The sequence below is a fragment of the Pseudonocardia sp. MH-G8 genome (assembly GCF_002262885.1).
Classification (GTDB): Bacteria; Actinomycetota; Actinomycetes; order Mycobacteriales; family Pseudonocardiaceae; genus Pseudonocardia.
Window position 1 is genome coordinate 220,172 of sequence record NZ_NKYF01000001.1, and the last position, 24,708, is coordinate 244,879.

The 24,708-nt window shown below is 72.4% G+C and carries 22 protein-coding genes and 1 pseudogene; 13 read left to right on the forward strand and 10 right to left on the reverse strand.

The features are described from left to right. The first annotated feature begins 6 nt into the window (after positions 1–6). A complete protein-coding gene (locus tag CFP66_RS00995; RefSeq protein ID WP_094919859.1) occupies positions 7–693 on the forward strand; it encodes an SDR family NAD(P)-dependent oxidoreductase in 687 nt (228 codons plus the stop codon). Positions 694–719: 26 nt separating this feature from the next. Then, positions 720–1,112 carry an ester cyclase gene (locus CFP66_RS01000; protein WP_094919860.1) on the forward strand — a complete coding sequence of 131 codons (393 nt, stop codon included), beginning with the start codon at positions 720–722 and terminating at the stop codon, positions 1,110–1,112. A gap of 56 nt (positions 1,113–1,168) precedes the next feature. Here the strand turns inward: CFP66_RS01000 and CFP66_RS01005 are convergent, their stop codons facing one another. The 5 genes from CFP66_RS01005 to CFP66_RS01025 all read right to left on the reverse strand — a co-directional run bounded on the left by CFP66_RS01005 (position 1,169) and on the right by CFP66_RS01025 (position 6,870). Then, positions 1,169–1,726 carry a GNAT family N-acetyltransferase gene (locus tag CFP66_RS01005; RefSeq protein WP_233159037.1) on the reverse strand — a complete coding sequence of 186 codons (558 nt, stop codon included), beginning with the start codon at positions 1,724–1,726 and terminating at the stop codon, positions 1,169–1,171. An 86-nt stretch (positions 1,727–1,812) separates the two neighbouring features. Next, positions 1,813–3,444: an ABC transporter ATP-binding protein gene (locus CFP66_RS01010; protein ID WP_233159039.1), complete on the reverse strand. Its 1,632-nt coding sequence runs from the start codon at positions 3,442–3,444 to the stop codon at positions 1,813–1,815. After that, positions 3,441–4,289, reverse strand: coding sequence for an ABC transporter permease subunit (locus CFP66_RS01015; RefSeq protein WP_233159040.1), 849 nt, complete (start codon positions 4,287–4,289; stop codon positions 3,441–3,443). Before CFP66_RS01015 ends, CFP66_RS01010 begins: the two co-directional genes overlap by 4 nt. Further along, entirely contained in the window at positions 4,286–5,308 is a 1,023-nt protein-coding gene (locus CFP66_RS01020; RefSeq protein WP_233159041.1) for an ABC transporter permease, read from the reverse strand. Before CFP66_RS01020 ends, CFP66_RS01015 begins: the two co-directional genes overlap by 4 nt. Beyond that, positions 5,305–6,870: an ABC transporter substrate-binding protein gene (locus CFP66_RS01025; RefSeq protein WP_094919862.1), complete on the reverse strand. Its 1,566-nt coding sequence runs from the start codon at positions 6,868–6,870 to the stop codon at positions 5,305–5,307. The genes CFP66_RS01020 and CFP66_RS01025 overlap by 4 nt, the downstream gene beginning before the upstream one ends. Positions 6,871–7,059: 189 nt before the next feature. Here CFP66_RS01025 and CFP66_RS01030 point away from each other — a divergent pair, with 189 nt between their 5' ends. Continuing rightward, complete coding sequence (locus CFP66_RS01030; protein ID WP_094919863.1) at positions 7,060–7,392, forward strand: hypothetical protein; 333 nt, start codon at positions 7,060–7,062, stop codon at positions 7,390–7,392. A gap of 23 nt (positions 7,393–7,415) precedes the next feature. Here the strand turns inward: CFP66_RS01030 and CFP66_RS01035 are convergent, their stop codons facing one another. The 3 genes from CFP66_RS01035 to CFP66_RS01045 form a co-directional block, all read right to left on the reverse strand. Next, positions 7,416–7,706 (reverse strand): helix-turn-helix transcriptional regulator, encoded by a 291-nt coding sequence (locus CFP66_RS01035; RefSeq protein WP_233159042.1) that lies wholly within the window; start codon positions 7,704–7,706, stop codon positions 7,416–7,418. Between the two features lie 68 nt (positions 7,707–7,774). Next, positions 7,775–8,152, reverse strand: coding sequence for a hypothetical protein (locus CFP66_RS01040; RefSeq protein ID WP_143517070.1), 378 nt, complete (start codon positions 8,150–8,152; stop codon positions 7,775–7,777). Between the two features lie 69 nt (positions 8,153–8,221). Continuing rightward, the gene (locus CFP66_RS01045) at positions 8,222–8,713 is read right to left on the reverse strand and encodes a GTP-binding protein (RefSeq protein ID WP_233159043.1); all 492 of its coding nucleotides are present in this window, start codon (positions 8,711–8,713) and stop codon (positions 8,222–8,224) included. A gap of 442 nt (positions 8,714–9,155) precedes the next feature. Between CFP66_RS01045 and CFP66_RS01050 the strand changes: the two genes are divergently transcribed. The 8 genes from CFP66_RS01050 (at position 9,156) to CFP66_RS01085 (ending at position 19,378) form a co-directional block, all read left to right on the forward strand. Beyond that, positions 9,156–9,980, forward strand: a complete 825-nt coding sequence (locus CFP66_RS01050; RefSeq protein WP_094921328.1) for a PaaX family transcriptional regulator C-terminal domain-containing protein — start codon at positions 9,156–9,158, stop codon at positions 9,978–9,980. A 158-nt stretch (positions 9,981–10,138) separates the two neighbouring features. Then, positions 10,139–11,437 (forward strand): aromatic acid/H+ symport family MFS transporter, encoded by a 1,299-nt coding sequence (locus CFP66_RS01055; protein ID WP_233159044.1) that lies wholly within the window; start codon positions 10,139–10,141, stop codon positions 11,435–11,437. Beyond that, positions 11,434–12,516, forward strand: a complete 1,083-nt coding sequence (locus CFP66_RS01060; protein ID WP_094919866.1) for a cupin domain-containing protein — start codon at positions 11,434–11,436, stop codon at positions 12,514–12,516. The genes CFP66_RS01055 and CFP66_RS01060 overlap by 4 nt, the downstream gene beginning before the upstream one ends. Beyond that, the gene (locus CFP66_RS01065; RefSeq protein ID WP_094919867.1) at positions 12,513–13,358 is read left to right on the forward strand and encodes a fumarylacetoacetate hydrolase family protein; all 846 of its coding nucleotides are present in this window, start codon (positions 12,513–12,515) and stop codon (positions 13,356–13,358) included. The genes CFP66_RS01060 and CFP66_RS01065 overlap by 4 nt, the downstream gene beginning before the upstream one ends. Positions 13,359–13,363: 5 nt before the next feature. Then, on the forward strand, positions 13,364–14,944 hold the full coding sequence (locus tag CFP66_RS01070; RefSeq protein WP_094919868.1) for an FAD-dependent monooxygenase: 1,581 nt from the start codon (positions 13,364–13,366) through the stop codon (positions 14,942–14,944). Further along, positions 14,941–16,989, forward strand: a complete 2,049-nt coding sequence (locus tag CFP66_RS01075; RefSeq protein ID WP_094919869.1) for an acetate--CoA ligase family protein — start codon at positions 14,941–14,943, stop codon at positions 16,987–16,989. Before CFP66_RS01070 ends, CFP66_RS01075 begins: the two co-directional genes overlap by 4 nt. 2 nt (positions 16,990–16,991) lie before the next feature. After that, positions 16,992–18,686, forward strand: a complete 1,695-nt coding sequence (locus CFP66_RS01080; RefSeq protein ID WP_094919870.1) for a (2,3-dihydroxybenzoyl)adenylate synthase — start codon at positions 16,992–16,994, stop codon at positions 18,684–18,686. Beyond that, positions 18,683–19,378: a maleylpyruvate isomerase family mycothiol-dependent enzyme gene (locus CFP66_RS01085; RefSeq protein ID WP_094919871.1), complete on the forward strand. Its 696-nt coding sequence runs from the start codon at positions 18,683–18,685 to the stop codon at positions 19,376–19,378. The genes CFP66_RS01080 and CFP66_RS01085 overlap by 4 nt, the downstream gene beginning before the upstream one ends. A gap of 73 nt (positions 19,379–19,451) precedes the next feature. On the opposite strand, the gene CFP66_RS48940 is transcribed toward CFP66_RS01085, so the two are convergent. Together CFP66_RS48940 and CFP66_RS50220 are read right to left on the reverse strand one after the other, a co-directional pair. Further along, a complete protein-coding gene (locus CFP66_RS48940; protein ID WP_233159045.1) occupies positions 19,452–19,925 on the reverse strand; it encodes an amidase family protein in 474 nt (157 codons plus the stop codon). Positions 19,926–19,963: 38 nt separating this feature from the next. Beyond that, positions 19,964–20,926 (reverse strand): annotated as a pseudogene (locus tag CFP66_RS50220) (amidase family protein); the annotation flags it as partial. A gap of 68 nt (positions 20,927–20,994) precedes the next feature. Between CFP66_RS50220 and oxc the strand changes: the two are divergent. Together oxc and CFP66_RS01100 are read left to right on the forward strand one after the other, a co-directional pair. Continuing rightward, positions 20,995–22,722, forward strand: a complete 1,728-nt coding sequence (gene oxc, locus CFP66_RS01095; RefSeq protein WP_094919873.1) for an oxalyl-CoA decarboxylase — start codon at positions 20,995–20,997, stop codon at positions 22,720–22,722. A 143-nt stretch (positions 22,723–22,865) separates the two neighbouring features. After that, positions 22,866–24,629 (forward strand): dihydroxy-acid dehydratase, encoded by a 1,764-nt coding sequence (locus tag CFP66_RS01100; protein ID WP_094919874.1) that lies wholly within the window; start codon positions 22,866–22,868, stop codon positions 24,627–24,629. The last annotated feature ends 79 nt before the right edge of the window (positions 24,630–24,708 follow it).

Below are 24,708 nucleotides of genomic sequence, written 5' to 3' on the forward strand. Positions count from 1 at the left end.
AGCCGCATGACCGTCACCCTGATCACCGGCGCGAACAAGGGAATCGGCTTCGAGACAGCCGAGCAGCTGCTCGAACTGGGCCACACCGTGTACATCGGCGCACGCGACGTCGAGCGAGGGGAGAAGGCCGCAGCGGATCTGGGCGCACGATTCGTGCAGCTCGATGTGACCGACGACGCGTCGGTGAGCGAGGCGTTGGCAACCGTTGATTCGGCCGAGGGTCGACTCGACGTCCTCGTGAACAACGCGGGCATCCTCGGCGCCGGACCCGTCGACGGACCGACGGCGCTGCGCGTGTTCGACACCAACGCCGTGGGAATCGTCCGAGTCACGGAGGCCGCACTCCCCCTGCTGCGAAAGTCGTCGAACCCCACGGTGGTCAACCTTTCGAGCAGCATGGGGTCCTTCTGGGCGGTCAACAACCCCGAACGGCCGGAGTTCGGCATGCCGTTGCCCCTTTACGCGGCATCCAAGTCGGCAGCCACCATGCTCACCGTCCAGTACGCCAAATCTCAGCCGGGGATCAAGTTCAACGCGCTCGAACCCGGTACCACCGCCACCGACATGACCGCTGCCTTCGGGATCGGAAGGTCGGTGACGGAGAGCGCCGCGACCGTCGTGCGCCTGGCCACGCTCGGCCCGGACGGCCCCACCGGGACCTTCACCGACGAACTCGGAGAGTTGGGCTGGTAGGAACAACGGGGAGGAAGGACGACCTGATGGCCGACAACGGCCTGCGCAGCTGGTACCTGCGCTACGTCGCGCAGCTCAACGCCCACGAGTTCGACGGGATGGACGAGTTCATCGCCGACCGGGTCCTGCTGAACGGCGAGCCGGGCACCCGGGACGACGTCATCGCGGTCCAGGAGCAGGACGTCGACGCCGTTCCGGACCTCCACTGGAAGGTCGAGGAACTGCTGTTCGACCGTGACCGCATCGCCGTGCGTGCGATCAACACCGGCACTCCGGTGAAGGAATGGCTCGGCGTCCCGCCGTCCGGCGCCTCGTTCGAGATCGTCGAGCACGCAATCTACAAGGTCGGCAACGGCCGGTTCGTACAGATGACGGCCCTGCACGATTCGGCCGAGATGCGTCGGCAGCTGACCGTCTGACACCCCACGTCGGCCGACCCGGTCAGGCCGTCGCCGCCGGCTGGAGGCCAGGCGGCTCAGTCCGGCACGGCGTGGCGATCGGCTCGGCCCGAGATCACCGTCTCCAGGGGTAGCTCGAAGTGCACGGTGGCGAAGCGGGGGTCGCGCTCCTCGTCACGGTCGTCGCGGATCTCCACGACCGGCAGGGAACGCCAGAACGGCTCGGCCGCCGGCACCCGGGTGTTGGTGTGCAGGTAGATCACGCGGAATCCGCCGTCGTCACGGACGAACTCCTGGCACGCCGCGACCAGCCGGCGCGCGAGCCGGGCGCGGCGGTGCTCCGGCAGCGTCGCCACCCGGAGCAGCTGCGCCACCGCCTGCCGATCCGCGTAGCGGCGGCCCAGCTCCTCCGGGTGCGGTGGCACGTTCGGCCCGCCCACGCGGATCGCCGCGGTCGCGACGACCGCCCCGGTCGCGTCCGTCGCGACGAACATCGCCTGCCGCGGGTTGTCGACGTAGGTCTCGACCATGCGGTCGAGGTCCCAGTGCCATTCCGGCTGGTAGCCGTAGCCCAGGTCGTGCTCTGCGGCGAACAGCACGACCGCGCGGGCGCCGGCGAGATCCTCGCGCCGCACGGCACGGCAGATCGTGTACCTGTCGGTCGCGGGCGGGGATGACGTGAGGGACGGGGCGGGGGGCGCCATCGGACGGAGGGCTCCTCTCACCGCTGCTCCCCCTGTCGGAGGGCGGCGTCGACGAGGCTGCGGGTGAACGGGTGGTGCGGGCCGGCCAGTACATCTGCGACGGTGCCCTCCTCGACGACCCGGCCCGAGTCGAGCACGACCACGTCCTCGGCGAGCCGGGCCACCACCCCGAGATCATGTGTGATCAGCAGGAGCGCGCACCCGGTCTCGGCCTGCAGTCCGGCGAGCAGATCGAGGATCACCTCCTGGGTGCGGGTGTCCAGGCCCGAGGTCACCTCGTCGCAGACCAGCAGCTCCGGTTCCGCGAGCAGCGCCCGGGCCAGCGCCGCCCGTTGCAGCTCGCCCCCGGACAGTCCCGCCGGTGCGCGCTCGATCGTGGCGGCGGACAGACCGACGCGGGTGAGCGCCCGACGGGCCGATGCGTCGTCGGGCGCACCCCGCAGCAGCGTCGCGGTCCGTGCCACCTGCGCGAGCACGCTGCGGTGCTCGTCGAAGGACGCTGCAGCGTCCTGGAACACGTACTGGACAGCGGCGATCTGCGACGCCGTTCGACGGGTGATGCCGGGCGCCAGCGGGACGCCGTTCCACCGCACCTCCCCGCCGGTGGGCCGGCGGAGACCGGCCAGACAGCGCGCCAGGGTGGTCTTCCCGCTTCCCGAACGCCCGACGAGGGCGACCCGGCGGCCGCGCCCGATCGAGACGGAGACTCCGTGCAGGACGGTGCCGGTGACCCCTCGGTGGCGGTGGGTCGCGGTGATCCGGTGCGCTTCGACGACCGGCGCCGGTCCTGGCGGTTCCGCCGGACCCGAGGACCGGGTCGGGTCGAGCTGCGCGGCGACCAGCGCGCGGGTGTAGGCGTGTTCGGGGTGAGCGAGCACCGCCGCGGCGGCGCCCGTCTCGACCGTGACCCCGTTCCGCAGCACGACCACCTCGTCGGCCAACCGGCGGACCATCGCGAGGTCATGGGTCAGCAGCAGCACCGCCACGCCCTCTGCCGCGATCGCGGCGAGCTCAGCGACCACGCGTTCGCGGGTCAGCGCGTCCTGACCGGTGGTCGGTTCGTCGGCCACGATCAGCACCGGGTCGCACAGCAGTGCCTGGGCCAGCACGACGCGTTGCTGCTGGCCGCCCGAGAGTTGGTGCGGGTACCGACCGAGGAACTGCTCGGGCTCCGCGACCTGGGCTCGGCGGAGGGCGTCGAGGACGGCCACGTCGGCCGCGCGACGACGCGCGCGCCACCCGGGCGGTGCCGGTGGACCGCTCCGGCGCCGGTCGAGATGGCGCCGGTCGAGATGGCGCCGGTCGAGATGGCGCAGCGCGGTCTCGCGCAGGACGGACCCGATCCGGCGCACGGGGTTGAGCACCGAGGCCGGGTGCTGGGGGACGTACCCGACCGCGCCGGGTCGCGGAGCACGGCCGGGCGCCACGGTCTCGCCCGCCACCGTCACCGAGCCGCTGATCGCCGTACCGCCCCGGCCCTCCCCCATCAGCGCCAACGCCGTGGTGGTCTTGCCGCTGCCCGATTCACCGACGAGGGCCAGCACCTGACCGGCGCGGATGCGGAACGACACGCCCTCGACCAGTGCGCCCAGGCGGCCGTGCACGAACAGGTCGTCGACCTGCGCAACGACCGGACCGGGGCCGCTCACGACGGACTCCGCGCGGCCCGTCGGGCGAGCAGCTGGTCGGAGGTCAGGTTCGTGCCGACCGACAGCGCAATGATCAACAGTGCCGGGATCACGGTCGCAGCCGGATTGACGAAGATGCCGCCGCGGTTGCCGTCGACCATGACAGCCCAGTTGCTGTCGTCAGCGGCCAGCCCGACACCGAGGAAGCTGGCCGACGCCACCAGGTACAGCGCCCCGGTCAGCCTGGTCCCCGCATCGGTGGTGACGACCCGCAGGATCGACCGCCCGACGTAGCCGACGGCGATGCGCCACCACCCCTCGCCCTGCAGCCGCATCGCCTCGACAGCGGGTCGCGCGGCCACCGACAACGCGCTCGCCCGGCAGATGCGCACCACGTCGGGGAGGTTGATCAGGGCCACCACCAGGGAGATGACGACCACCGAACCGGGGACCACGCTGGCGAGCAGCAACAGCACGAGCAGCGAGGGCATCGCGATCACGACGTCCAACGGCCGCATGATCACCTCGTCGACCGCGCGCCGCGCCGTCGTGGCCGCGACCAGTGCGAGCGGCACCCCCACCAGGTAGGTGACCACGGTCGCGAGCACCGCGACGACCACCACCGACACCCCACCGACCAGCACCTGCCCGAGCACGTCCCGGCCCACGAAGTCGGTGCCCCACACACCGATCTCCGTGGTGAAAGCCGGGTTGCGCACGGCGTTCTGCGCGCTCAGCCACGGCCCGAGCACGGGTCCGAACAGTGCGACGAGCAGCGGTACGGCGAGCAGGACCAGACCCATGGCGAGCCCGGCACGGGTCTGGCGGGACGTTCCCCGCGGCCACAGCGACCCCGACGGGATCACCGGGACACCTCCGCGGCCGGCGCGAGGATCCGGGCGAGCAGGTCGGCGCCGAGGTTGAGCACCACCGTGCTGACGGCGAGCAGCAGCCCGATACCGGTGACGACCGGGAGGTCGCGGGCCGCGATCGTGTCCACGAGTGCGGTGCCCAGGCCGGGGAGGACGAAGATCGCCTCGATCACGATGACACCGCCGACGAGCCAGTCCGTGGTGCGGGCGAGCTGCTGCACGGCAGGAGCGACCGCGACCGGCAGGGCGTGCTTCAGCTGTACGGCGGTCTCACCGATACCGACGCGGCGGGCGTGGCGGACGTGCTCGGAACGCAATGCGTCGATCATGCCGGCGCGAATGAGGCGCGCGAGCGAACAGATCGGACGCGACAGCAGGACGATCACCGGCAGCACCAGGAGCGCCGGTTGGGCGAGCAGGTTCGAGTCGGCGCCGATGCCCGTCGGCGGCAGCCAGCCCAGCTGCACGGCGAACACCGTCACCAGCACGATGCCCAGGGCGAACTCCGGGAGGGAGTACAGGCCGACGGTGGTCGTGGTGACGACGCGGTCGAGGAGACCCCCTTCCCGCTGGGCCGCGGCCACGCCGAGGGTCAGCGACAGCGGCACGATGAGCACGAGGGCCACCACGGCGAGCGTCATCGTCACCGGCAGTCCCTCCGCGATCACGTCCACGACGGGCCGGCCGGTCACCAGGGATGCGCCGAGGTCGCCCTGCACGACGCCGCCGACCCAGCTCGCCAACCGCACGAGGACCGGTTGGTCGAGTCCGAGCTGGATCCGCAACCGGTCGATGGCCGCGGGGTCCGGGTCGTCACCGGCGATGACGACGGCGGCGTCGCCGGACAGCCTGCTCGTGAGCAGGAAGATCACGACCGCGACCGCGAGGACCTGGAGCACGCTGACGAGCAGCCGGCGAACGGCGTAGCGACCCAGCGTTCCGGGCCCCATCGGCCGGCGGCGGGTGGACGCGGCCGGCGCCGTGGTGTCCTCGGCGGCCACGGCCAGGCTCATGTGAGCCAGACCTTGTCGAACCGCGCCCAGTCGAGGGTGTTCGCCGGAGCCGAGGGGTCGACCCCGCCCAGCTGGGGCAGGGAACCGACAAGGAAGTCGGCGAATCCCCAGATCAGGAACCCGCCCTCGGCGTGCAGCTGCTCCTGCATCCGCAGGTACAGCTCGCCACGGTGGGCGTCGTCGCCGGTGGACTGGGCCTGGGCGTAGAGGGCGTCGAACTCCGGTCGGGCCCACTTGGTGAAGTTCGTCGAGGAGTAGGACAGCAGCCGCTGCGAGATGTGGGCCTCGATCGGCAACGCGCCGGAGCGGTACGTGGCCACGACCCCGCTGTCGCGGATGTCGCTGAAGTAGGTGTCCTTGTTGCCCTGCACCACGTCCAGGTTCAGTCCGACCCTGGCGGCCTGGTCCCGCAGGACCGACGCGGTTTCGATCATCCCCGTCCCCGCGGCCGAGGTGTCCAGGCGGACGGTGGCGCCCTCCAGCCCCGCCTGCCGGAGCAGGAACCGGGCGCGGTCTGGGTCGTGCTCGCGTTGCGGGATCTGGTCGGCGTAGTACTGGTAGCCCTTCCCGTACAGGTCGTTGCCGATCGTGCCGGAGCCCGCGAACAGCGTGCGCACCAGCTCCTCGCGATCGACCAGCGCGAACAGTGCCTGCCGGGCCTCCAGCCGGTCGAAGGGCGGCCGGTCGAGCTTCATCGCGAGCGCCTGCATCGAGCTGTTCGGGAGCCGGTGGATCGTCACGCGGTCCTCGTAGCTCGCCGCCGTGGTGGCCGAGAGGTCGTGCGCGTACTCGACCTGGCCGCCCAACAGGGCGTTGACCCGCGCCACCTCGTCGTTGGAGACCAGGATCTCCAGCGCGTCCACGTGCGGCGCGCCGTCCCAGTAGTCCGGGTTGCGCACGACCCGGAAGCTGCGGCCCGGTTCGAAGGACTCGAACCGGAACGGCCCGCTGCCGACGGGGTGCTCGAACTCCCGGGCGCCCTCGGGGACGATCCAGGTACCGAGCGCTGCCGTCGCGTTCGGGAACTCGGCGTAGGGCGCGCGCAGGGCGAACTCGACGGTGCGGTCGTCCACCGCCCGACTTGCGGCGAGATCGATCGACGCGAGGCTCGAACGCCCCCGCATCCCGGCGGTCGGCCCCAGCACGCGCGCATAGCTGTAGAGCACGTCCGCCGCACGCACCGGGCGTCCGTCGTGGAACCGGGCCTCGCGCAGCGTCACACGCCAGCGCGTCTGGTCCGGCGACGGTTCGAAGCCCGTCGCCAGCCGGGGGACGATCGACAGGTCCGAGCCGTAGTCGGCGAGCTTGTCGTAGAGCGCCTTCGCGCGTGCCAGCTCCGCGTAGAGGTTCGTCTTGTGCGGGTCGAGGACCTCGGTGGCGCCGGATCCGGCGAAGGCGGCGCGTACGAGACCACCGGATTGCGGCGGACCTGCTGCCGGGCTCCCGTTCCCACCGCCACATGCAGCAAGAGCGGCCACGGCTCCGGCTCCCGCCGCGACACCCAGGAAACCGCGGCGTGTGTACCGGCCCGGGGCGGTCCGTCGTCCAGGCTCCTCAGTCACACGACACTCCTCGTCCCGATCGACAGCAACCCGCGGAACGATAATCGATTTCAAGTGCAGCCCACAGAGCGGGGCCGAAGGTCACATGCACCGCGGTGTCGGGCGCTCATCGTCGTGACCGCGCCACGGTCAACCGGCAGCCCGTGGCCCAGGTTTGACATTCACCGATGCGCATATGAGCATGGCACTATGACCACCACCGAGCACGCCCCCGCCGAGCACCACACCCACACCCACGGCCCCGCCTGCGGCCACGACTCCGTCGTGCACCTCGACCACGTCGACTACCTGCACGACGGCCACGTGCACCGCGAGCACCCCACAGCCGACGGCGTGCACTACGACGAGTGCAGCACCTGCAGCTGCAGCAACTGCTCCGACTCCTGCGCCGTCTGCGACTGCAGCGACTGCACCTGCCCCACCTGCAACCACGCGACCTGCGCGTGCGCGCACTGCACCGACAGCTGCAACAACTGCACCTGCGCCGACTGCACCTGCTCGTCCTGCTCGCACGCCGCCTGAGCGGAGCTCACCCCCGGCGAGAGCTACCCCTCCGCGGCGTGCAGCAGCGCGTCGGCCACGATGTGCCGGACGTGCTCGTCGACCAGGCGGTAGACCCGCTCCCTCGCACGCTGCTCGGCGACGACGAGCCGAGCCGCCCGCAGCACCCGCAGGTGCTGCGAGACCAGCGGCTGCCGCACGTCCAGCGCCGCCACCAACTGCTGCACGGAGCGCGGCGAGTCGAGCAACTGCAGCACGATCGCCAGCCGGACGTCCGCGGAGAGCACACGGAACAGCTCGGACGCGGCAGCCACCGCCGCCTTTCCGTCATCCATCCGCGTATCCGGCATTCCGGTGACATTAAGTCATGCGAATGTATCCATCCAACGCCGGCCGGGGCTGCTCAGTTGACGTTCGCAGCCCCGACCGCGCGGTGGGTCGCCGCGAGATGAGCCGGGAGGTCGTCGACGTCGAACCGAGCTCCCGCCAGCCACCGCGCGAGCTCCGCGACGTCCGTGCGGGAGTGCAGCGGCCCGACACGAACGGCCGGACCGACCGGTCGACGCCGCAGGTCGCACGGCTGCACGACCACGAGCGGAGCGGGTGGGCGCAGGCGACACGCCACCGCGCCCAGCGTGCACCCCGAGACCACGAGCACGCCGCGCCGGCTCCCCCGGACGGCGGCCCGGAGATCGGCCAGCAGCTGGTCGGAGAGCGAGCTGCGACACCCCGGCGCGGTGCACACCACAGCCGTGAAACCAGCAGCGATCGCCGCGCTCACGCCGGCCCCCCGGATCCCCAACACCCACTACTGATAATCATTATCAGTAGCGTACCGCAACGGGCACGTTCACACGTGCACGTGACCGTCGTGGACGTGGCCGTGCGGCTCGCTCGCCCACCCGGGCAACGGGTCCGGCCAGCAGCGCCACCGCTGCGCGCCCTCGGCCAGCTCCGCGTCCGTGAGCAGCGCCGGATCGAGACGCCTGTGTGGCTCGGCGGGATCGAGACCGACGCCGATGAACACGAGCTCGGTCCCGGCCCGATCGTCCGGTCCGAGTAGCTGTCCCGGCTCGAACACGAGGTTCGGGCCGGCCTGCGACCACACGGCGAGCGCGTCCGGGCGCGTGGCGATGCGGCAGAAGCCCTTGCTGCGCAGCACCCCCTCCCAACCGTCGAGCGCCTCCAGCAGCCGCTGCGGATGGAAGAGCCGGTCGGCCCGGTACACGGTGGAGGAGATGCCGTACTCCTCGGTCTCGGGCGTGTGGCTACCGGCGAGCTCCGTCGCCCAACCGGGCGCCTTGGCGGCCAGAACCGGGTCGTAGCGACCGGTGTCGAGCACCTCGCCCACCGCCACCCTGCCGCGATCGCGCGCACGAGCCGTGCCACGGGGTTGAGCCTGTGTAGCAGCGCCTGCACGGCGTCGGCATCGTCGTCGGACACGAGGTCGAGCTTGTTCAGCACGAGGACGTCGGCGAACTCGACCTGGTCGACGATCAGGTCGGAGATGCTGCGCTCATCGCCGTTCTCGACGGCGAGGTCCCGGTCGGCAAGAAGGTCACCCTAGAGGCCCTACTCCGGCGGCGTTGGCCCGCATGCCGGCACATCGGTAGCGTGCACCAGACAGAAGTATCACTCTCCTGCCGACCGTCTTCGATCAGCCACGAGTCGCCGTCGACCGTCTCCGCGGTCGAAGACCCGCGGCCGTGGCACGTGGTGGCGCCCGGGGGGGACACTCGACGACCTTGCGCACGATCTGGCGCGCGTGTGGGCAGGAGGTGTTCATGAAGGCGCGGTCACTGGTCTTCGACCTGTTCGGTGACTACCTGCGCTACCGGGGCGGAGAGGCCCGATTGCGCAGCCTGGTGTCGCTGATGAGCTGCTTCGACGTCCCCGAGCCGACCGTGCGGGTCGTCGTCACCCGGTTGCGCAAGGAGGGCTGGCTGTCGAGCCGCAGGGAGGGCCGCGAGACGCTGTACGCGCTCACCGATGCGGCCTGGGCGCTGCTCGACGAGGGCCGCGAGCGCATCTTCCACCGGGTCCGGGGCCCGTGGGACGGGCACTGGCACATGGTCATCTACTCGGTGCCGGAGTCCGAACGGGGCTTGCGCGAGCAGTTGCGCAAGAAGCTGGCCTGGTTCGGGTTCGGGCCGCTGTCCGCGGCGGTGTGGCTGAGCCCGCACGACCGGACCGGACTGGTGCGCGAGGCGTTCGCCGGCGAACCCGCCGTGCAGTTGGACGTCTTCCGGTCGCGCTCGGGCGACACCGGGGCCGACCGCGACATCGCCGCCCGCGCGTGGGACCTGGAGGAGCTCGACGGCGTGTACGTGCAGCTGCTGGAGACCTACCAACCCCGGCTCGCGGCATACCGGGCCGGCGACCTGCAGGGAGCCGACGCCCTGGTCGAGCGGATGAACCTCATCCACGACTACCGGCGCTTCCCTTTCCGCGACCCCGACCTGCCCCCGGAGCTGCTGCCTGCGGACTGGCACGGGCGGCGCGCCCACGAGGTGTTCCTCGAGGCCCACGGGCTCCTGCGCAGGCCGGCAGAGGCCTGCGTCGACGCCCTGATCGGGTCCGCCGCGCTGCCTGAGGAAGCAGCGGGGTAGGTGCACCGGCCTGAATAGTTTCATGTTCTGGACGGTCGTCGCATCTATGTTGTAACTTGAGGGGACCGCTCGCCGAGGACGGCGACGTGTGCGTCCCACCGAGGAGCGTGGTGCTCGTGTCACAGGCGACAAGCCCAGGTGCCCGATCCGGACTCGTCGTGGTGGCTCTGTGCTTCCTGACGATCGTCTTCGACGGCTACGACCTGATCGTCTACGGCTCGGCGGTGCCGAGCCTGCTGGCCGAACCCGGCTGGGACATGGGCCCGGCGCAGGTCGGCGCCATCGGCAGCTACGCACTGGCGGGCATGCTCATCGGCGCGCTGGGCGCCGGCGCGGTCACCGACGCGATCGGCCGCAGGCGGATCATGTTGATCGGGATCACCTGGTTCTCGGTGCTGATGGTGGCCTGCGCGCTCGCGCCGAGCCCGGAGGCGCTCGGCCTGCTGCGGTTCCTCGCGGGTCTGGGCCTGGGCGGTGTCATCCCGTCGGCGATCGCGCTGACCGTGGAGTACGCCCCGCGTGGGCGGCGGCAGCTCTACAACGCGCTGATGTTCGCCGGCTACTCGGTCGGCGGGGTGCTCGCGGCGGTACTGGCGCTCCTGCTCGCTGCGGACCACGGCTGGCGCCCGCTGCTGGCCATCGGCGCGGCACCGCTGGTCGTCGTGCTGCCGCTGGTGTGGAGGTTCCTTCCGGAATCGGTGGGCTACCTGCTGGCGAAGGGCCGTGACGACGAGGCGCGAGAACTCGCCCGGCGGTACGGGGTCGACCTGCAGGCACTGCGCGCGGAGCGGGCCGCCACCACCGGCACCGCCGGCCCGCCGGCCCTGTTCCGCCGCGGCACGCTGGCCGCGACGCTGCTGTTCGGGGCCGCGAGCTTCTGCGGGCTGCTCCTGGTCTACGGCCTGAACACCTGGCTACCGCAGATCATGCGAGAGGCGGGCTACCCACTCGGCTCGGCCCTGACGTTCCTGCTCGTGCTGAACCTCGGCGCCATCGTGGGCACGATCGTCGCCTCGGCGCTCGCGGACCGGTTCGGGCCCAAGCCGGTCACCGCGGCCGCGTTCCTGCTCGCCACCGCCTGTCTGCTCGTCCTCAGCCAACGGGTCGACACGTGGCTGCTGCTCGTGGCGGTGGCCGTCGCCGGCCTCGGCAGCGTCGGCACCCAGATCCTGGTCAACGGGTACGTGGCTGTGCACTACCCGGCCGCGGTCCGCGCAACGGCCCTCGGCTGGGCGCTGGGCGTCGGTCGGGCAGGAGCGATCGCCGGGCCGCTGTTCGGCGGCTGGGTCCTGGCGTCGGGCATCGGCTTCGAGTGGAACTTCTACGGCTTCGCGGTGCCCGCGCTCATCGGGGCGCTGCTCATCGCTCTCGTCCCGCGGCCGGGCGGGAACCCCTCACCCGTCCCCGCAGCACACGGGTCGACGGAATCGACGACGACGAAGGAGGCGACGGCATGACCTCGACCGTTCCCGACATCACCCCCCAGGAGCAGGAGCAGCTCGACGAGCTGTACGCGGCATTCGGCGCCGCGCACATGACGCCGCTGTGGACGCAGATCGGCGGCCTGATGCCGACGAGCCCGGCTCCGGACTCGGTGCCCATGCTGTGGCGCTGGTCCACCCTGCTCCCGCTGGCCGAGCGCGCAGGCGAGCTGGTGCCCGTCGGACGCGGTGGGGAGCGCCGCGCCATCGCGCTGGCCAACCCGGGCCTGCCCGGCACCCCCTACGCCACCCCCACGCTGTGGGCGGCGATCCAGTACCTCGGCCCGCGCGAGGAGGCGCCGGCGCACCGGCACACCCAGACCGCGTTCCGGTTCGTGGTCGAGGGCGAGGGCGTCTGGACCAACGTCGAGGGCGACCCGGTGGCGATGCGCCGCGGTGACCTGCTGCTCACGCCGGGGATGCACTTCCACGAGCACCACAACACGACCGACCACCCGATGGCCTGGATCGACGGCCTGGACATCCCGCTCGTCCGCACGATCGACGCCGGGTTCTTCGAGTTCGGCCCGGACGTCCTGGCCACGAAGGAGACACCGGGGGTCTCGCGCAACGAGCGGCTGTGGGGCCACCCGGGCCTGACGCCGGTGGGCGCGCCGGCGCCGAAGGCGTCCCCGCTGATGGCCTACCGGTGGGAGCACACCGATGCCGCGCTGACCGCCCAGCTCGAGCTGGAGCGCGAGGGCCACCCGGGCGTCGTCGAGCCGGGGCACGCGGTCGTCCGCTTCACCGACCCCGCCACCGCAGGGGACTGCCTGTCGACGATGCGCTGCGAGATGCACCGGCTCCGCGCCGGGACCCGCACCGCGCTGACCCGGAACGCGGGCTCCTCGGTGTGGCAGGTCTTCTCCGGCTCCGGTGTGGCCACCGTCGGCGACGAGCGCTACGAGGTCGGTAGGGGCGACCTGTTCTGTGTGCCGTCCTGGGCGGGGCTGGCCGTCGACACCGACGCCGGCCTCGACGCCTTCCGCTACTCCGACGAACCCGTCCTCGAGGCCCTCGGTCTCGCCCGCACCGCGCGAGAGGACCGTTCGTGAAGCTCGCGACGATCCGCACCGCCGCCGGGACCGCCGCCGTCCGCGTGGACGACGACGCCGCGGTGGAGCTCGGCGCCGCCGACCTCGGCGGGTTCCTGGCGCGCCCGGACTGGGAGGCGGCGGCGCAGGCGGCCGACGGGCGGCGGCACGAGGTGTCCTCGCTGGACTACGCGCCGTTGGTCCCGCGGCCGGAGAAGGTCTTCTGCGTCGGACTGAACTACCGCACCCACATCCTGGAGATGGGCCGGGAGCTCCCCCGGACCCCGACGCTGTTCGCGAAGTTCGCCCGCGCGCTGGTGGGGGCGTACGACCCGGTGGCGCTGCCGGCGGGCTCGCAGCAGGTGGACTGGGAGGCCGAGCTCGGTGTGGTGGTCGGGGCGGAGGTCCGGCACGCCACCCGGGAACAGGCCGCCGCGGCGATCGCCGGGTACACGGTGGTCAACGACGTCACCGCCCGGGACTTCCAGTACCGCTCGGTGCAGTGGCTGCAGGGCAAGACCTTCGAGCGCAGCACACCGGTCGGCCCCTGGCTGGTCACGGACGCGCAGCCGGGCGAGATCTCCTGCGAGGTCGACGGTGACGTCGTGCAGAAGGCCGACACATCGGATCTGGTGTTCTCGCCCGTCGACCTGGTGGCCTACATCTCGCAGATCATCACGCTGGTGCCCGGCGACCTCATCGCCACCGGGACCCCCGGCGGCGTGGGGCACGCCCGCAAGCCCGCGCGCTACCTGGCAGGGGGATCCGAGCTGATCACCCGGGTCGAGGGTGTCGGCGAGTTGCGCAACACCTGTGTGGCCGCCAGGTCGCTTGCGAGCCCGCGCATCGGAACGGGGGCCTGATCCCGATGCGCGTCGCCGTTGCGGGGGGTGGCCCGGGTGGGCTGTTCTTCGCCACCCTGCTCCGCCGCGCCGCCCCCTCGGCCGAGGTCACCGTGTTCGAGCGCAACCGCGCCGACGACACGTTCGGCTTCGGCGTGGTGTTCTCCGACCGCACCCTGGCCGGGATCCACGAGGCCGACCCGGTGCTGCGCCAGGCGCTGACCGAGCACGGCCGGCACTGGGACGAGATCGAGGTGCGGCTCAAGGGCGAGCGGATCCGCTGCGGCGGCAACGGCATGGCCGCGGTCGTGCGCAGGACGTTGCTCGCGCTGATGCAGGCCCGGGCGCGTGACGTCGGCGCCGAGCTGCGCTTCGGCTACGAGGTGGCGCTCGACGACCTCGCGGGCTACGACCTGGTCGTCGCGGCCGACGGCACCGGCTCGAAGATCCGCGAGCAACTGGAGGCGGACCTGGGCATCGAGGTCGAGACGGCCACGGCGAAGTTCATCTGGTTCGGCACCGACCACCTGTTCGACGGGCTGACGTTCGTGCACGAGCGCAGCCCGGACGGGGTGTTCGCGGTGCACGGCTACCCGATCTCGAACGAGGTGTCGACCTTCATCGTGGAGACCGACGAGGTGTCGTGGCGTCACGCCGGGCTCGACGAGTTCGACGTGACCCGGCCGCCCGGGGAGAGCGACCTGATCTCGAAGGCCTACCTGGAGAAGCTGTTCACCGACCAGATCGACGGCAAGCGCCTGCTGGTCAACAACTCCCGCTGGGGCAACTTCCGCACCCGCCGTACCCGGCGCTGGCACGCCCTGGCCCCGCCGGGTGGGTCGGGTCAGGCGGTGGCGTTGCTGGGCGACGCCGTGCACACCGCGCACTTCTCAGTCGGGTCGGGCACGAAGATGGCGATGGAGGACGCGGTCGCGCTCTCCCGCGCCCTCACCGCCCATCCCGGTGACCTGCCTGCGGCACTCGCCGAGTACGAGGCCGCCGCCCAGCCGTCGGTCCGGAAGATCCAGGACTCGGCCCGACCGAGCCTGGCGTGGTGGGAGCACTTCGGGCGCTACCACGACGAGTTCGAGCCGTGGCAGTTCGCCTACCACTTCCTCTCCCGGTCGATCACCGACTCCCGGCTCGCCCGGCGCGACCCGGGCTTCGTCGCCGCCGGCCACCGCGGCTGGGTCTCGACCCACGGCGCGGAGCCCCTCGACACGCCGTTCGCGCGCGGCGGCTGGTCCACCTCCGGTCGGCTGGTGACGGTGGTGACCGCCGACGGGGTGCCGGTCCGGGTCGATGACCTCCCGTTGTCCGACGAGCCGCGGCCCGGGCCGTGGGGAGCTCGCGTCGCCGCCCCGGCGAGCGAGGACGGGCTGCCCGGCGTGTTCGCGCGCCTGAACGCGCTCGCGGGTCTGCAACCCGTGCTCGTCGCCGTGCACGGCGGCACGGCGCTGACCCGCACGCTGGTGTGCGAGCAGGCCCGCATGCACGACCGGCTGCCCGCCCTGCTCGTCGACGCAGGCGACCGGGAGGGAGCTGCCGACCGCGCCGTGACCACGGTGCTGTCGGGCCGTGCCGACCTCGTGGGAGTTCCCGCATGAACGGCACCGGGACGCGCACCGGCCTCGACGCGCTGTTCGCGCCGAAGGGGATCGCCGTCGTCGGTGCCTCCCGCCGCCCGGCCAAGCTGGGCGCCACCCTGGCCCGCTCGCTGCACGGGTTCGCGGAGCAGGGCGGGCACCTCGCCCTGGTCAACGCCCTCGACGAGACCATGCACCCCTCGGTCCGGGCCGCCGCCGAGGCCGGCCCCGTCGACCTCGCCATGATCTGCGTGCCTGCCGCGGCGTGCCCGGACGTGCTCGCCGAGGCCGCCGGGGCCGGCGCCCGCGCGGCGGTCGTCTGCGGCGGCGGGTTCGCCGAGGCGGGTGGCCCCGGGGTGGGCCACCAGGAGCGGCTCGCGGCGATCGTCGCCGACACCGGGCTCCGCCTGCTCGGCCCGAACACCAGCGGGTTCCTCGCGCCGCACGCCGGGGTCACCGCGAGCTTCGTGCCCGGTGTCGCGCAGGTCCGGCCCGGGAGGGTCGCCGTCGTCGCGTCCAGCGGCGGGGTCAACCACGCCCTGTCCTTCCTGCTCACCGAGGCCGGGCACGGCATCAGCCTCGCGGTGGGGCTGGGCAACGCCATCGACGTCTGCGCACCCGACGTGCTCGACCACCTCGCCGACGACCCGGAGACGCGTGCGGTCGCCCTGCACGTGGAGTCCGTCGCCGACGGGCCTCGGCTCGTCGAGGCGGTGCGGCGGCTGTCGGCCCGCAGGCCGGTCGTCGCGCTGGTGGTCGGCCGACACGACGTCGGGGCGTTCGCCGCCTCGCACACCGGTGCCCTGGCCACGTCCTGGCGCACGACCCGGGCCGCGCTCGCGCAGGCGGGAGCGGTGCTGGTGGACGACGAGCGCGAGCTGGTCGACGCCGTCGGCGCCCTCGCGGTCGTCCGGGCCCGCCCCGCGCCCGATCCGGGCGTGGGTGTGGTCACCGCGCAGGCCGGACCGGGCCTGCTGCTGCTCGACGACCTGCGCGGCCGGCGGGCGCGGGTCCCGGAGCTGGCCGGGACCACGCAGGAGACGCTGGCGACCCTGCTGCCCCCGCTGACCTTCCAGGCCAACCCCGTCGACACCGGCCGTCCCGGTCCCGAGCTCGGCCGGGTCTTCCACGCGGTCGCCTCCGACCCGGAGGTCGACCTCGTCGCCGGCTACGCGCTGCATGAGCCCGACGCCGTCGACCTGCTCGCCGCGGCCTGCGAGGGCCGGGTCCCGGGCGTGCCCATCGTGTTCGGGCTCGGTGGCACCGGGGCCGCGGTGGTCGAGGGGCGCCGCGCCCTGCTCGCGGCCGGGATCGCCGTGGCCGCCGACCCGCGCGGCGTCGCCGCGGGGGTCGGCGCCCTGCGCGCCGACGCCCGCGCGCGGGCCCGGCGGTCGGGAGCCGTCCAGCCGCGGCGGGTGCCGACCCGCGTCGGCGGCCCGCACGACGAGGACCAGGCCAAGGGGCTGCTGGAGCGGCTGGGGATCGCCACGGCGGCCCGCCGGGCGTGTGGCTCGCGGGCGCAGGCGCACGCCGCCCTCGCCGAGCTCGCCGGGCCGGTCGCGGTCAAGATCCTCGACGCCGCGGTTCTGCACAAGACCGAGATCGGCGGCGTCCACCTCGGTGTGCGTACGCCGGCCGAGCTCGACGCGGCCCTCGACCGGCTCGACGGGATCGGGGCCGACCGGTACCTCGTGGAGCGGATGGCACCCTCGGGGGTCGATCTCGTGCTCGGCGCCCGCCGCGACCCGGTGTTCGGGCCGATCCTGCTGCTGGGGCTCGGCGGCACCACGGCGGAGGCGCTGGCCGACGTCGCGATCCGGCTCGCCCCGCTCGCCCCCGATGAGGCGGCGGAGATGCCGGCCGAGCTGGCCGGGCACGCCCTGCTCGACGGCTGGCGCGGCGGCCCCGTCCTCGATACCGCCGCGCTCGGGCGCGTCGCGTCCGCGCTCGGTGACCTGCTCGTCGCCAACCCCGGAATCGACGAGATCGAGGTCAACCCGCTCCGACTCACCCCCGACGGCCTCGTCGCCCTCGACGCCGTCGTCCTGCCGAGGGAGGCCGACTGACTATGCCGACGCAGCCCACCCCCATCAGTGAGCACACCGTGCCCTGGCCCGAGGACGCGGTCCGGGACTACGTCGCCAAGGGCTACTGGGCCCGGGTCCCGCTCGGCACGCTGCTGCGCGAGGTCGCCGACCGCCACCCGGACGCCCCGGCCCTGGTCGACGCCGCCGCCGGCCTCCGGCTGACCTACGGGGAGCTGGTCGAGCGCGCCGACGCCGCTGCGGCCCGCCTGCTCGACCTGGGGATGGGCCCGGGTGAGCGGATCGTGGTGCAGCTGGGCAACGGGTGGGAGTTCGTGGTGCTCACCCTCGCCTGCCTGCGCGCCGGGATCGTGCCGGTCATGGCGTTGCCCGCGCACCGGCGCACCGAGCTCGCCCACCTCGCGCGGCACGCCGAGGCCACCGCCGTCGCGGTGCCGGACGTGATGCGCGACTTCGACCACCAGGCGCTGGCGCACGAGCTCACCGACGACGTCCACGAGGTCACCGGTGGGCCGTGGCGCGTGCTCGTCGCCGGGGACCACCTCGCCCCCGGCAGCGTGGACCTGCGCGCGCTGTGCGGGCCGGGGCAGGACCCGGCGGCCGACCGGGCCCGGCTCGACGCGAACGCGCCTCGCAGCGGGGACGTGGCGGTCTTCCTGCTGTCGGGCGGCACCACCGGCCTGCCGAAGCTGATCGCCCGCACCCACGACGACTACGCCTACAACGCCCGCCGCAGCGCCGAGGTCGCCGGCGTCGACACGGGCACCGTCTACCTGGTGAGCCTTCCGGCCGGACACAACTTCCCGCTGGCCTGTCCCGGCATCCTCGGTGCCCTGCTGGCCGGTGGCCGAGCCGTCATGCTCCCCACGCCGGAGCCGGTGCGGGCGTTCGCGACGATCGCCGCCGAGGGCGTCACGCACACCGCGGTCGTCCCGGCGGTGGCCGGGCGCTGGCTCGACCACGCCGCGGACGCCGGGGTGGAGCGGGTCGCGAGCCTGCGTGTGCTGCAGGTCGGCGGCGCACGCCTGGCCGACGAGCTGGCCCGCCGCGTCCGTCCCGTCCTCGGCGCCACGGTGCAGCAGGTCTTCGGCATGGCCGAGGGCCTGCTCAACTTCACCCGCCTCGACGACCCCGAGGAGGTCGTCTGCACCACCCAGGGCCGCCCGATGTGCCCCGACGACGAGGTCCGCCTCGTCGACGAGCTCGACCGGGACGTCCCCGAGGGCGAGCCGGGATCCCTGCTCACCCGCGGCCCGTACACCCCGCGCGGCTACTACAGGGCCGCCGAGCAGAACGCGCGTTCCTTCACCGATGACGGTTGGTACCGCTCCGGCGACATCTGCCGGCGCACCCCCGATGGCAACCTCGTCGTCGAGGGCCGGGACAAGGACATGATCAACCGCGGTGGGGAGAAGATCTCCGCCGAGGAGGTCGAGAACCTCGTCTACCAGCTGCCGGTCGTCGCCCAGGTGGCCGCGGTCGCCATGCCCGACCGGGAGCTCGGCGAGCGGGTCTGCCTCTACGTCGTGCCCCGTCCGGGTGCGACCGTGATGCTCGCGGAGATCCGCGCTTGCCTGGAGGCGGTCGGCGTGGCGCGGTTCAAGCTGCCCGAGCACCTGGTCGTGGTCGACGAGCTCGCCTCCACGAAGGTCGGCAAGATCGACAAGAAGGCACTGCGCGCCGACATCGCCGACCGGCTGGCCGGAGCGTCCACATGAGCCGCCACGACCTCGACCGCACCCTGGGCTGGATGCGGGAGGGCACGGCACACCTGCTCGCCGTGGTGGAGAAGCAGCCCGACGACGCGCTGCGCGCGCCGAGCGTGCTGCCGGGGTGGACGCGCGCGCACGTCGTCGGGCACGTCGCCCGCAATGCCGAGGCGCTGACCCGGCTCGCACACTGGGCACGCACGGGCGACGAGACACCGATGTACGCGGACGCGGAGCAACGGGCCGCCGAGATCGAGCGCACCGCCGCGCTGCCCGCGTCGACGGTGCGCGCCGCCCTCGCCCGCACGGCCGAGGAGCTCGACACCGCTCTCGCCGCACTCACGGCGGCGCAGTGGCGGGCACAGGTGCGCAGTGCGCTCGGACGCGCGATCCCGGCGGCCGAGGTGCCCTGGATGCGGATCCGGGAGGTCTGGCTGCACGCCGTCGACCTCGACGCGGGCGCGACCGTCGCCGACCTCCCCGACCCGGTGCTGGACCTGCTGCTCGACGACGTCACCGCGGTCCTGTCCGGCAAGGAGGGCTGCCCGGCGTTCGAGGTGGCTCCCCATGACCGTTCCCGCACCTGGCAGCTCGGTGAGGGTGCGGCCCGCGCGGTCATCACCGCACCGGCCGCCGACGTCGTCGGCTGGCTGACCGGCCGCGTCGCCGCAGCACAGCCCGCGCTCCCGCGCTGGTTGTAGCGGTGGTGTGGACGAGGTCGCTCGAGGCCTTCCCACCTGGTCGGACAGGGCGATCAAGTCTGCAGATCCAGGCCTACGGCGTCGCGGCCGGGTCGCGGACGAGCCCGTTCCGGTCCTCCCATGCGCGCGCCAGCGCGAGCAGTCGCCGCTCGTCGAACCCGCTGCCGAGGAAGGACAGTCCGATCGGCACGCCGGTGCTGTCGAGTTCGGTGGGCACGCTCACCTGTGGGAGGCCGCTCGCGCTGGCCAGACAGGACGGCATGAAGGCGCTCGGGACCGCGCACCGGTAGCTGTCATCGCGCGCGTCGAACCGAACGTTGGCCGAGCAGGGCGTGGTGGCGAACACCAGCGCGTCCACGCGCTCCTCCTCGAAGATCTGCGCCAGACTCCGTTGCAGAGCGGGCACGTTCTGCTGCAGCAGGCGCGTGGTACCGGGGCTGCGCTCGGTTCCCGCACGGGCGAGAGCGGCTCGATACCCCTCGAGCCGCTTCGGGATGACCGGATGCGCCGAATCAGCGATCTCCGGCGCGACGCTCCTGTCGAGCAACTCCTGCAGTGATCGCGGAACGCCGGGTGGGTCTGGCCTCCCGCGGAGCTGTACTCGTAGCGCCCGTAGGACGTTGCCAACTCGGACATGTTGGTCTTGCCCAGGACGATCGCTCCGCCGTCGAGCAGCCTCTGGACGGCGGTGGCGTTGCGGGTCGCGACATTGCCCTCGAGCGCTGCTGAGCCACCGGTGGTGGGCAGACCCGCGACGTCGATGTTGTCCTTGACCACGAACGGGATCCCGTACAGCGGACCGGCATCCGGCGGGCGGTGCTCATCGCGATCGCGGGCTCGGGCCAGAGCGTCGGGGTCGAGCGAGATGACCGCCTGGATCTCCGGGCCCTGGTCGTCGTACTGCTCGATCCGCCGCAGGTAGTGGTGCACCAGGTCGCTGGAACTGGTTCGCCCGTCCCGCAAGGCGGCGGCGATCTCGACGAGCGGCCGGTCGTCGGGGTCGAAACCCCCTCCTGCCGGGGCGCTACAGCCGGTGAGGACGAGCATGAACACCACGAAGGACATCACTCCGCGGAGAGACCACATTCTGAGCTCCTCGGGGCGAGGTGGAAGGGTCGGAAACATTACGTGCCGACGCTTGGAATCAGAGGGGATGACGTTTCGGGCGCTCGCGGTCGGCGCATTTTTCAGCGTCGCTGAAAAGTGCAGGACGGCCGGCTTCAGATAATTGCGGACTGCTTTCTGACTAGGCGGATCGAGTCGCGTACGCGACGTTCCACGGCCCGCCTCCACTCCGTCGTCGAGCACGTCCGGATGAGCGTCTCCGATCGACCACACATTCGGTAGACCGGAAGCAGCTACCGCCGGCGTTAGGCTCCGGCTACGGCTGTGCCGCGATCGAGACGTCCGACGCGACCTCCGGGCTCCGGCCGACCACCGGTCGCCGCCCTGAAGGCAGCCGGACCCGACACGCCGCGGATCGACGCAGCGCGCCGGCGTGCCGGACATCTCTCCCCTGGCATCCCCCGCCGTTCTGGTGTACTGCATACAATCGACAGCAGTTGAGGTCGGACGGCAGCAGAGAACCAACGCCACATCCAGGGAGGACCCGGGCCATGACGGACACAGTCGCGGAGGTCGAGGAAGCAGGGGGCGGCGACACACCTGCCCTGACGGACGGGATCCACCTGGTCGTCGACGCGCTGAAGCTGAACAACGTCGAGACGATCTACGGTGTCGTCGGCATCCCCATCACGGACCTGGCGCGCCTGGCGCAGGTGTCCGGGATCCGCTACATCGGCTTCCGGCACGAGAGCGACGCGGCGCACGCGGCCGCGGCGGCCGGGTTCCTGACGCAGCGGGCGGGGATCTGCCTGACGGTCTCCGCGCCGGGCTTCCTCAACGGCCTGGTCGGGCTGGCGAACGCCACCACCAACTGCTTCCCGATGGTCCAGATCTCCGGCTCCAGCGAGCGGCACATCGTGGACCTGCAGCGCGGTGACTACGAGGAGATGGACCAGCTGGCCGTCGCCAGGCAGCTCTGCAAGGCGGCGTACCGGGTGTCCCGGGCCGAGGACATCGGCCGGGGCATCGCGCGGGCGATCCGCACGGCGGTGAGCGGCCGTCCGGGTGGGGTGTACCTGGACATCCCGGCGGCGGTGCTGGGCGAGATCATCGACAAGGACAAGGGCGAGAAGTCCCTCTGGGAGGTCGTGGACCCGGCGCCGAAGCAGATTCCCGACGCGGCGGCCGTCGACCGGGCGATCGAGCTGCTGGCAGGCGCGCAGCGCCCGCTGATCGTGCTCGGGAAGGGCGCGGCGTACGCGCGGGCCGACGACGCCATCCGGCAGTTCGTGGAGTCGAGCAGTATCCCGTACGTCCCGATGTCGATGGCCAAGGGGCTGCTGCCCGACGATCACCCGCAGTCGGCGGCCACCGCACGGTCGCTGGCGTTGAAGCAGGCGGACGTCGTGCTGCTGGTCGGCGCGCGGCTGAACTGGCTGCTGGGGCACGGGGACGCGCCGCAGTGGAACCCGGACGCGAAGTTCATCCAGGTCGACATCGCGGCGAACGAGATGGACTCCAACCAGCCGATCGCCGCCCCGCTGGTCGGCGACATCGGCTCGGTGATGGACGCGCTGGTGGAGCGGGCCAAACCCGGGCAGATCGTGGCGCCGCCCGGGTGGCGGGAGACGCTGGGCGAGAAGTCCGCGGCGAACGTGGCGAAGATGGCCAAGCGGCTGGAGGCGGCGAAGACCGCGGAGCCGATGAAGTTCCTGGGCGCGCTCCAGGCCATCCGCGAGGTGTACGCCGAGCATCCGGACGTGTACCTCGTGAACGAGGGCGCCAACGCCCTCGACCTCGCCCGCAACACCATCCCGATGTCCGTACCCCGGCACCGGCTGGACTCCGGCACCTGGGGCGTGATGGGCATCGGCATGGGCTACGCCATCGCGGCCGCGGTGGAGACGGGGCAGCCCGTGATCGCCATCGAAGGTGACTCGGCGTTCGGCTTCTCCGGCATGGAGGCCGAGGTCATCGCCCGCTACGACCTGCCGGTGATCACGGTGGTGCTCAACAACAGCGGCGTGTACCGCGGTGACGACGCCTCGCCGTCGGGCGACCCGGCGCCCACGTACCTGAGTGCGCGCCACGACGTCCTCATGCAGGCGTTCGGCGGCACGGGCTACCAGGCCACGACTCCCGACCAGGTCGGCGAGATGCTGCGGAAGGCACTCGCGGAGGGCAAGCCCGCGCTGATCGACTGCATCATCGACCCGGCGGACGGCACCGAGTCCGGCAACATCGCGCATCTCAACCCGAAGGGTCTCAGCGGGAAGTAGTGAGCTCGATCTGACCAGCGGCACCGTGGAGCCATCGGCTCCCCGGTGCCGCTGTCGTCCCGCACCGCAGTCCGCCCCCCGGTTCGCACGGAGCGAGGTCGAGGGCCGATGCTTGTCCTCAGCGAGAACGAGGAGAGGGACCGATGAGTGAGCCGAACGGCCAGGACGTCTGGCGGCCCGGTCAGGACTGCCAGGCCGTGGCCACCGCGAAGGCGCTGGGCCAGGACGTCGACCGGATCCACGGAGCACCGTGGGGAGTGGTCGGCACGCTGGGCGACAGCATCTGCTACGTGGGCGTGAACGAGAAGGTCGAGGCCGTGCACGCCGCCATGGGGCGCCGGATCTCCGAGCGCGACCTGCCGGTGCGACTGCTGGCCCCCAACTACTCGGGCGGCGTCTCCGACGGCCAGCGCAACGGCACCCCGCAGATGCGGTACTCGCTCATCGGTCGCGAGACCACGAACGACGGCCTGTCCCTGCACTTCGAGGGGAGCGACATCGCCGGTCTGGTCGCGGTCGTCGCGTGCGACAAGCCGCCGGTCGGGGCCACCGCCGCGATCATGGAGCGCAACGTGCCCGCGGTGGTCCTGTCGGACGGCTCGATCCGCCCCGGCACCGACCCGCTCACCGGCGAGACGATCGACCTCGTCAGCTGCTTCCAGGTGGCGGGTGACCCGGACGTGGCCAAGCGCGAGCGCTGGGCCCGCAACGCCTGCCCCGGCCACGGCAGCTGCGGCGGCATGTTCACCTACAACACGATGCAGTCGTTCATCGCCCTGCTGGGGCTCGAACCGCTGCACATGGTGTCGCCCGCGTCCGAGGACCCGCGGCGCACCGAGGTGTTCCCCGAGCAGGTCGTCGACTGCCTGGAGATCATGACGCAGCGCGGGATCACACCGCGCGACATCGCCACGCCCACCGCGTTCCGCAACGCCACGATCGCCGCCATCGCGATGGGCGGCTCCACCAACGTGGTGCTGCACGCGCCGGAGATCGCGCGGGCCGCGGGCATCGACTTCTGGGCCCAGGTGATGTCCCAGCAGGAGTTCAACCAGCTCTCCCGCACGGTGCCGGTGCTGATCAACGCCCGCCCGTTCGGGAAGTACAGCATGGTCGACATCGACGCCGTCGGCGGTCTTCCCGTGGTGGTCAAGGAGCTGCTGGACGCCGGCGTGCTCGACGGCTCGCCGATGACGTGCACGGGCGAGACGCTGGCCGAGCAGGTGGCCCGGATCGACCCGCCCGCACCCGACGGCGAGGTCGTCCACCCGGTGTCGGCGCCGTTCAAGCCGACCGGCGGGCTGCGCCTGCTCTCGGGCAACGTCGCCCCCGAGGGCGGCGCGGTGCTCAAGCTGGCCGGCGTCGAGACCGGGATCGTCGACAACCGGTTCGTCGGCCGGGCGCGGGTGTTCAACAGCGAGCAGGACCTGCTGCACGCCCTCATCGACACCCCGGACGTCTTCGCCGACCTGGACATGGTCGTGATCCGCTACGAGGGGCCGCGCGGCGCACCGGGCATGCCGGAGATGCTCGACCCGACGTCGCGGATCACCGCGCTGTGCCGGCAGAAGGGCATCTCGATCGCCCTGATGACCGACGCGCGCTTCTCCGGCGGCTCGGTCGGTCTGGTGGTCGGACACGTCGGCCCGGAGGCGGCACTGGGCGGCCCGATCGCGCTGATCGAGGACGGCGACACGATCGTCATCGATCTCGACGACGACACGCTCGACTGCGTCGAGCTGAGCGACGCGGCCACGTTCGAGGCCCGCGCGGCCGCGTGGCAGGAGGCGGCGGCGGCGAACGGTGGTGAGCACCCGCTGGTGCGGCCGGTGACGTCGCGGCTGCTTCGTCGCATGCGCGCGGTCGCGGCCACCGCCATCGCGGGCGGCGGCATGGCGCCCTCCTGACCTCCCGGCGCGGAGAGCCGGCGGAGCCGCACCCGCCGACTCTTCGCGTCCGGCTCGTCCTCCACGCCCTCAGGACCGG

Bases quoted from the DNA above. Each gene is read 5' to 3' on its own strand.
- CFP66_RS00995 (WP_094919859.1), top strand. From the start codon at position 7: ATGACCGTCACCCTGATCACCGGCGCGAACAAGGGAATCGGCTTCGAG.
- CFP66_RS01000 (WP_094919860.1), top strand. From the start codon at position 720: ATGGCCGACAACGGCCTGCGCAGCTGGTACCTGCGCTACGTCGCGCAG.
- CFP66_RS01020 (WP_233159041.1), bottom strand. From the start codon at position 5,308: ATGAGCCTGGCCGTGGCCGCCGAGGACACCACGGCGCCGGCCGCGTCC.
- CFP66_RS01030 (WP_094919863.1), top strand. From the start codon at position 7,060: ATGACCACCACCGAGCACGCCCCCGCCGAGCACCACACCCACACCCAC.
- CFP66_RS01035 (WP_233159042.1), bottom strand. From the start codon at position 7,706: ATGGATGACGGAAAGGCGGCGGTGGCTGCCGCGTCCGAGCTGTTCCGT.
- CFP66_RS01050 (WP_094921328.1), top strand. From the start codon at position 9,156: ATGAAGGCGCGGTCACTGGTCTTCGACCTGTTCGGTGACTACCTGCGC.
- CFP66_RS01060 (WP_094919866.1), top strand. From the start codon at position 11,434: ATGACCTCGACCGTTCCCGACATCACCCCCCAGGAGCAGGAGCAGCTC.
- CFP66_RS01070 (WP_094919868.1), top strand. From the start codon at position 13,364: ATGCGCGTCGCCGTTGCGGGGGGTGGCCCGGGTGGGCTGTTCTTCGCC.
- CFP66_RS01075 (WP_094919869.1), top strand. From the start codon at position 14,941: ATGAACGGCACCGGGACGCGCACCGGCCTCGACGCGCTGTTCGCGCCG.
- CFP66_RS01080 (WP_094919870.1), top strand. From the start codon at position 16,992: ATGCCGACGCAGCCCACCCCCATCAGTGAGCACACCGTGCCCTGGCCC.
- CFP66_RS01085 (WP_094919871.1), top strand. From the start codon at position 18,683: ATGAGCCGCCACGACCTCGACCGCACCCTGGGCTGGATGCGGGAGGGC.
- oxc (WP_094919873.1), top strand. From the start codon at position 20,995: ATGACGGACACAGTCGCGGAGGTCGAGGAAGCAGGGGGCGGCGACACA.
- CFP66_RS01100 (WP_094919874.1), top strand. From the start codon at position 22,866: ATGAGTGAGCCGAACGGCCAGGACGTCTGGCGGCCCGGTCAGGACTGC.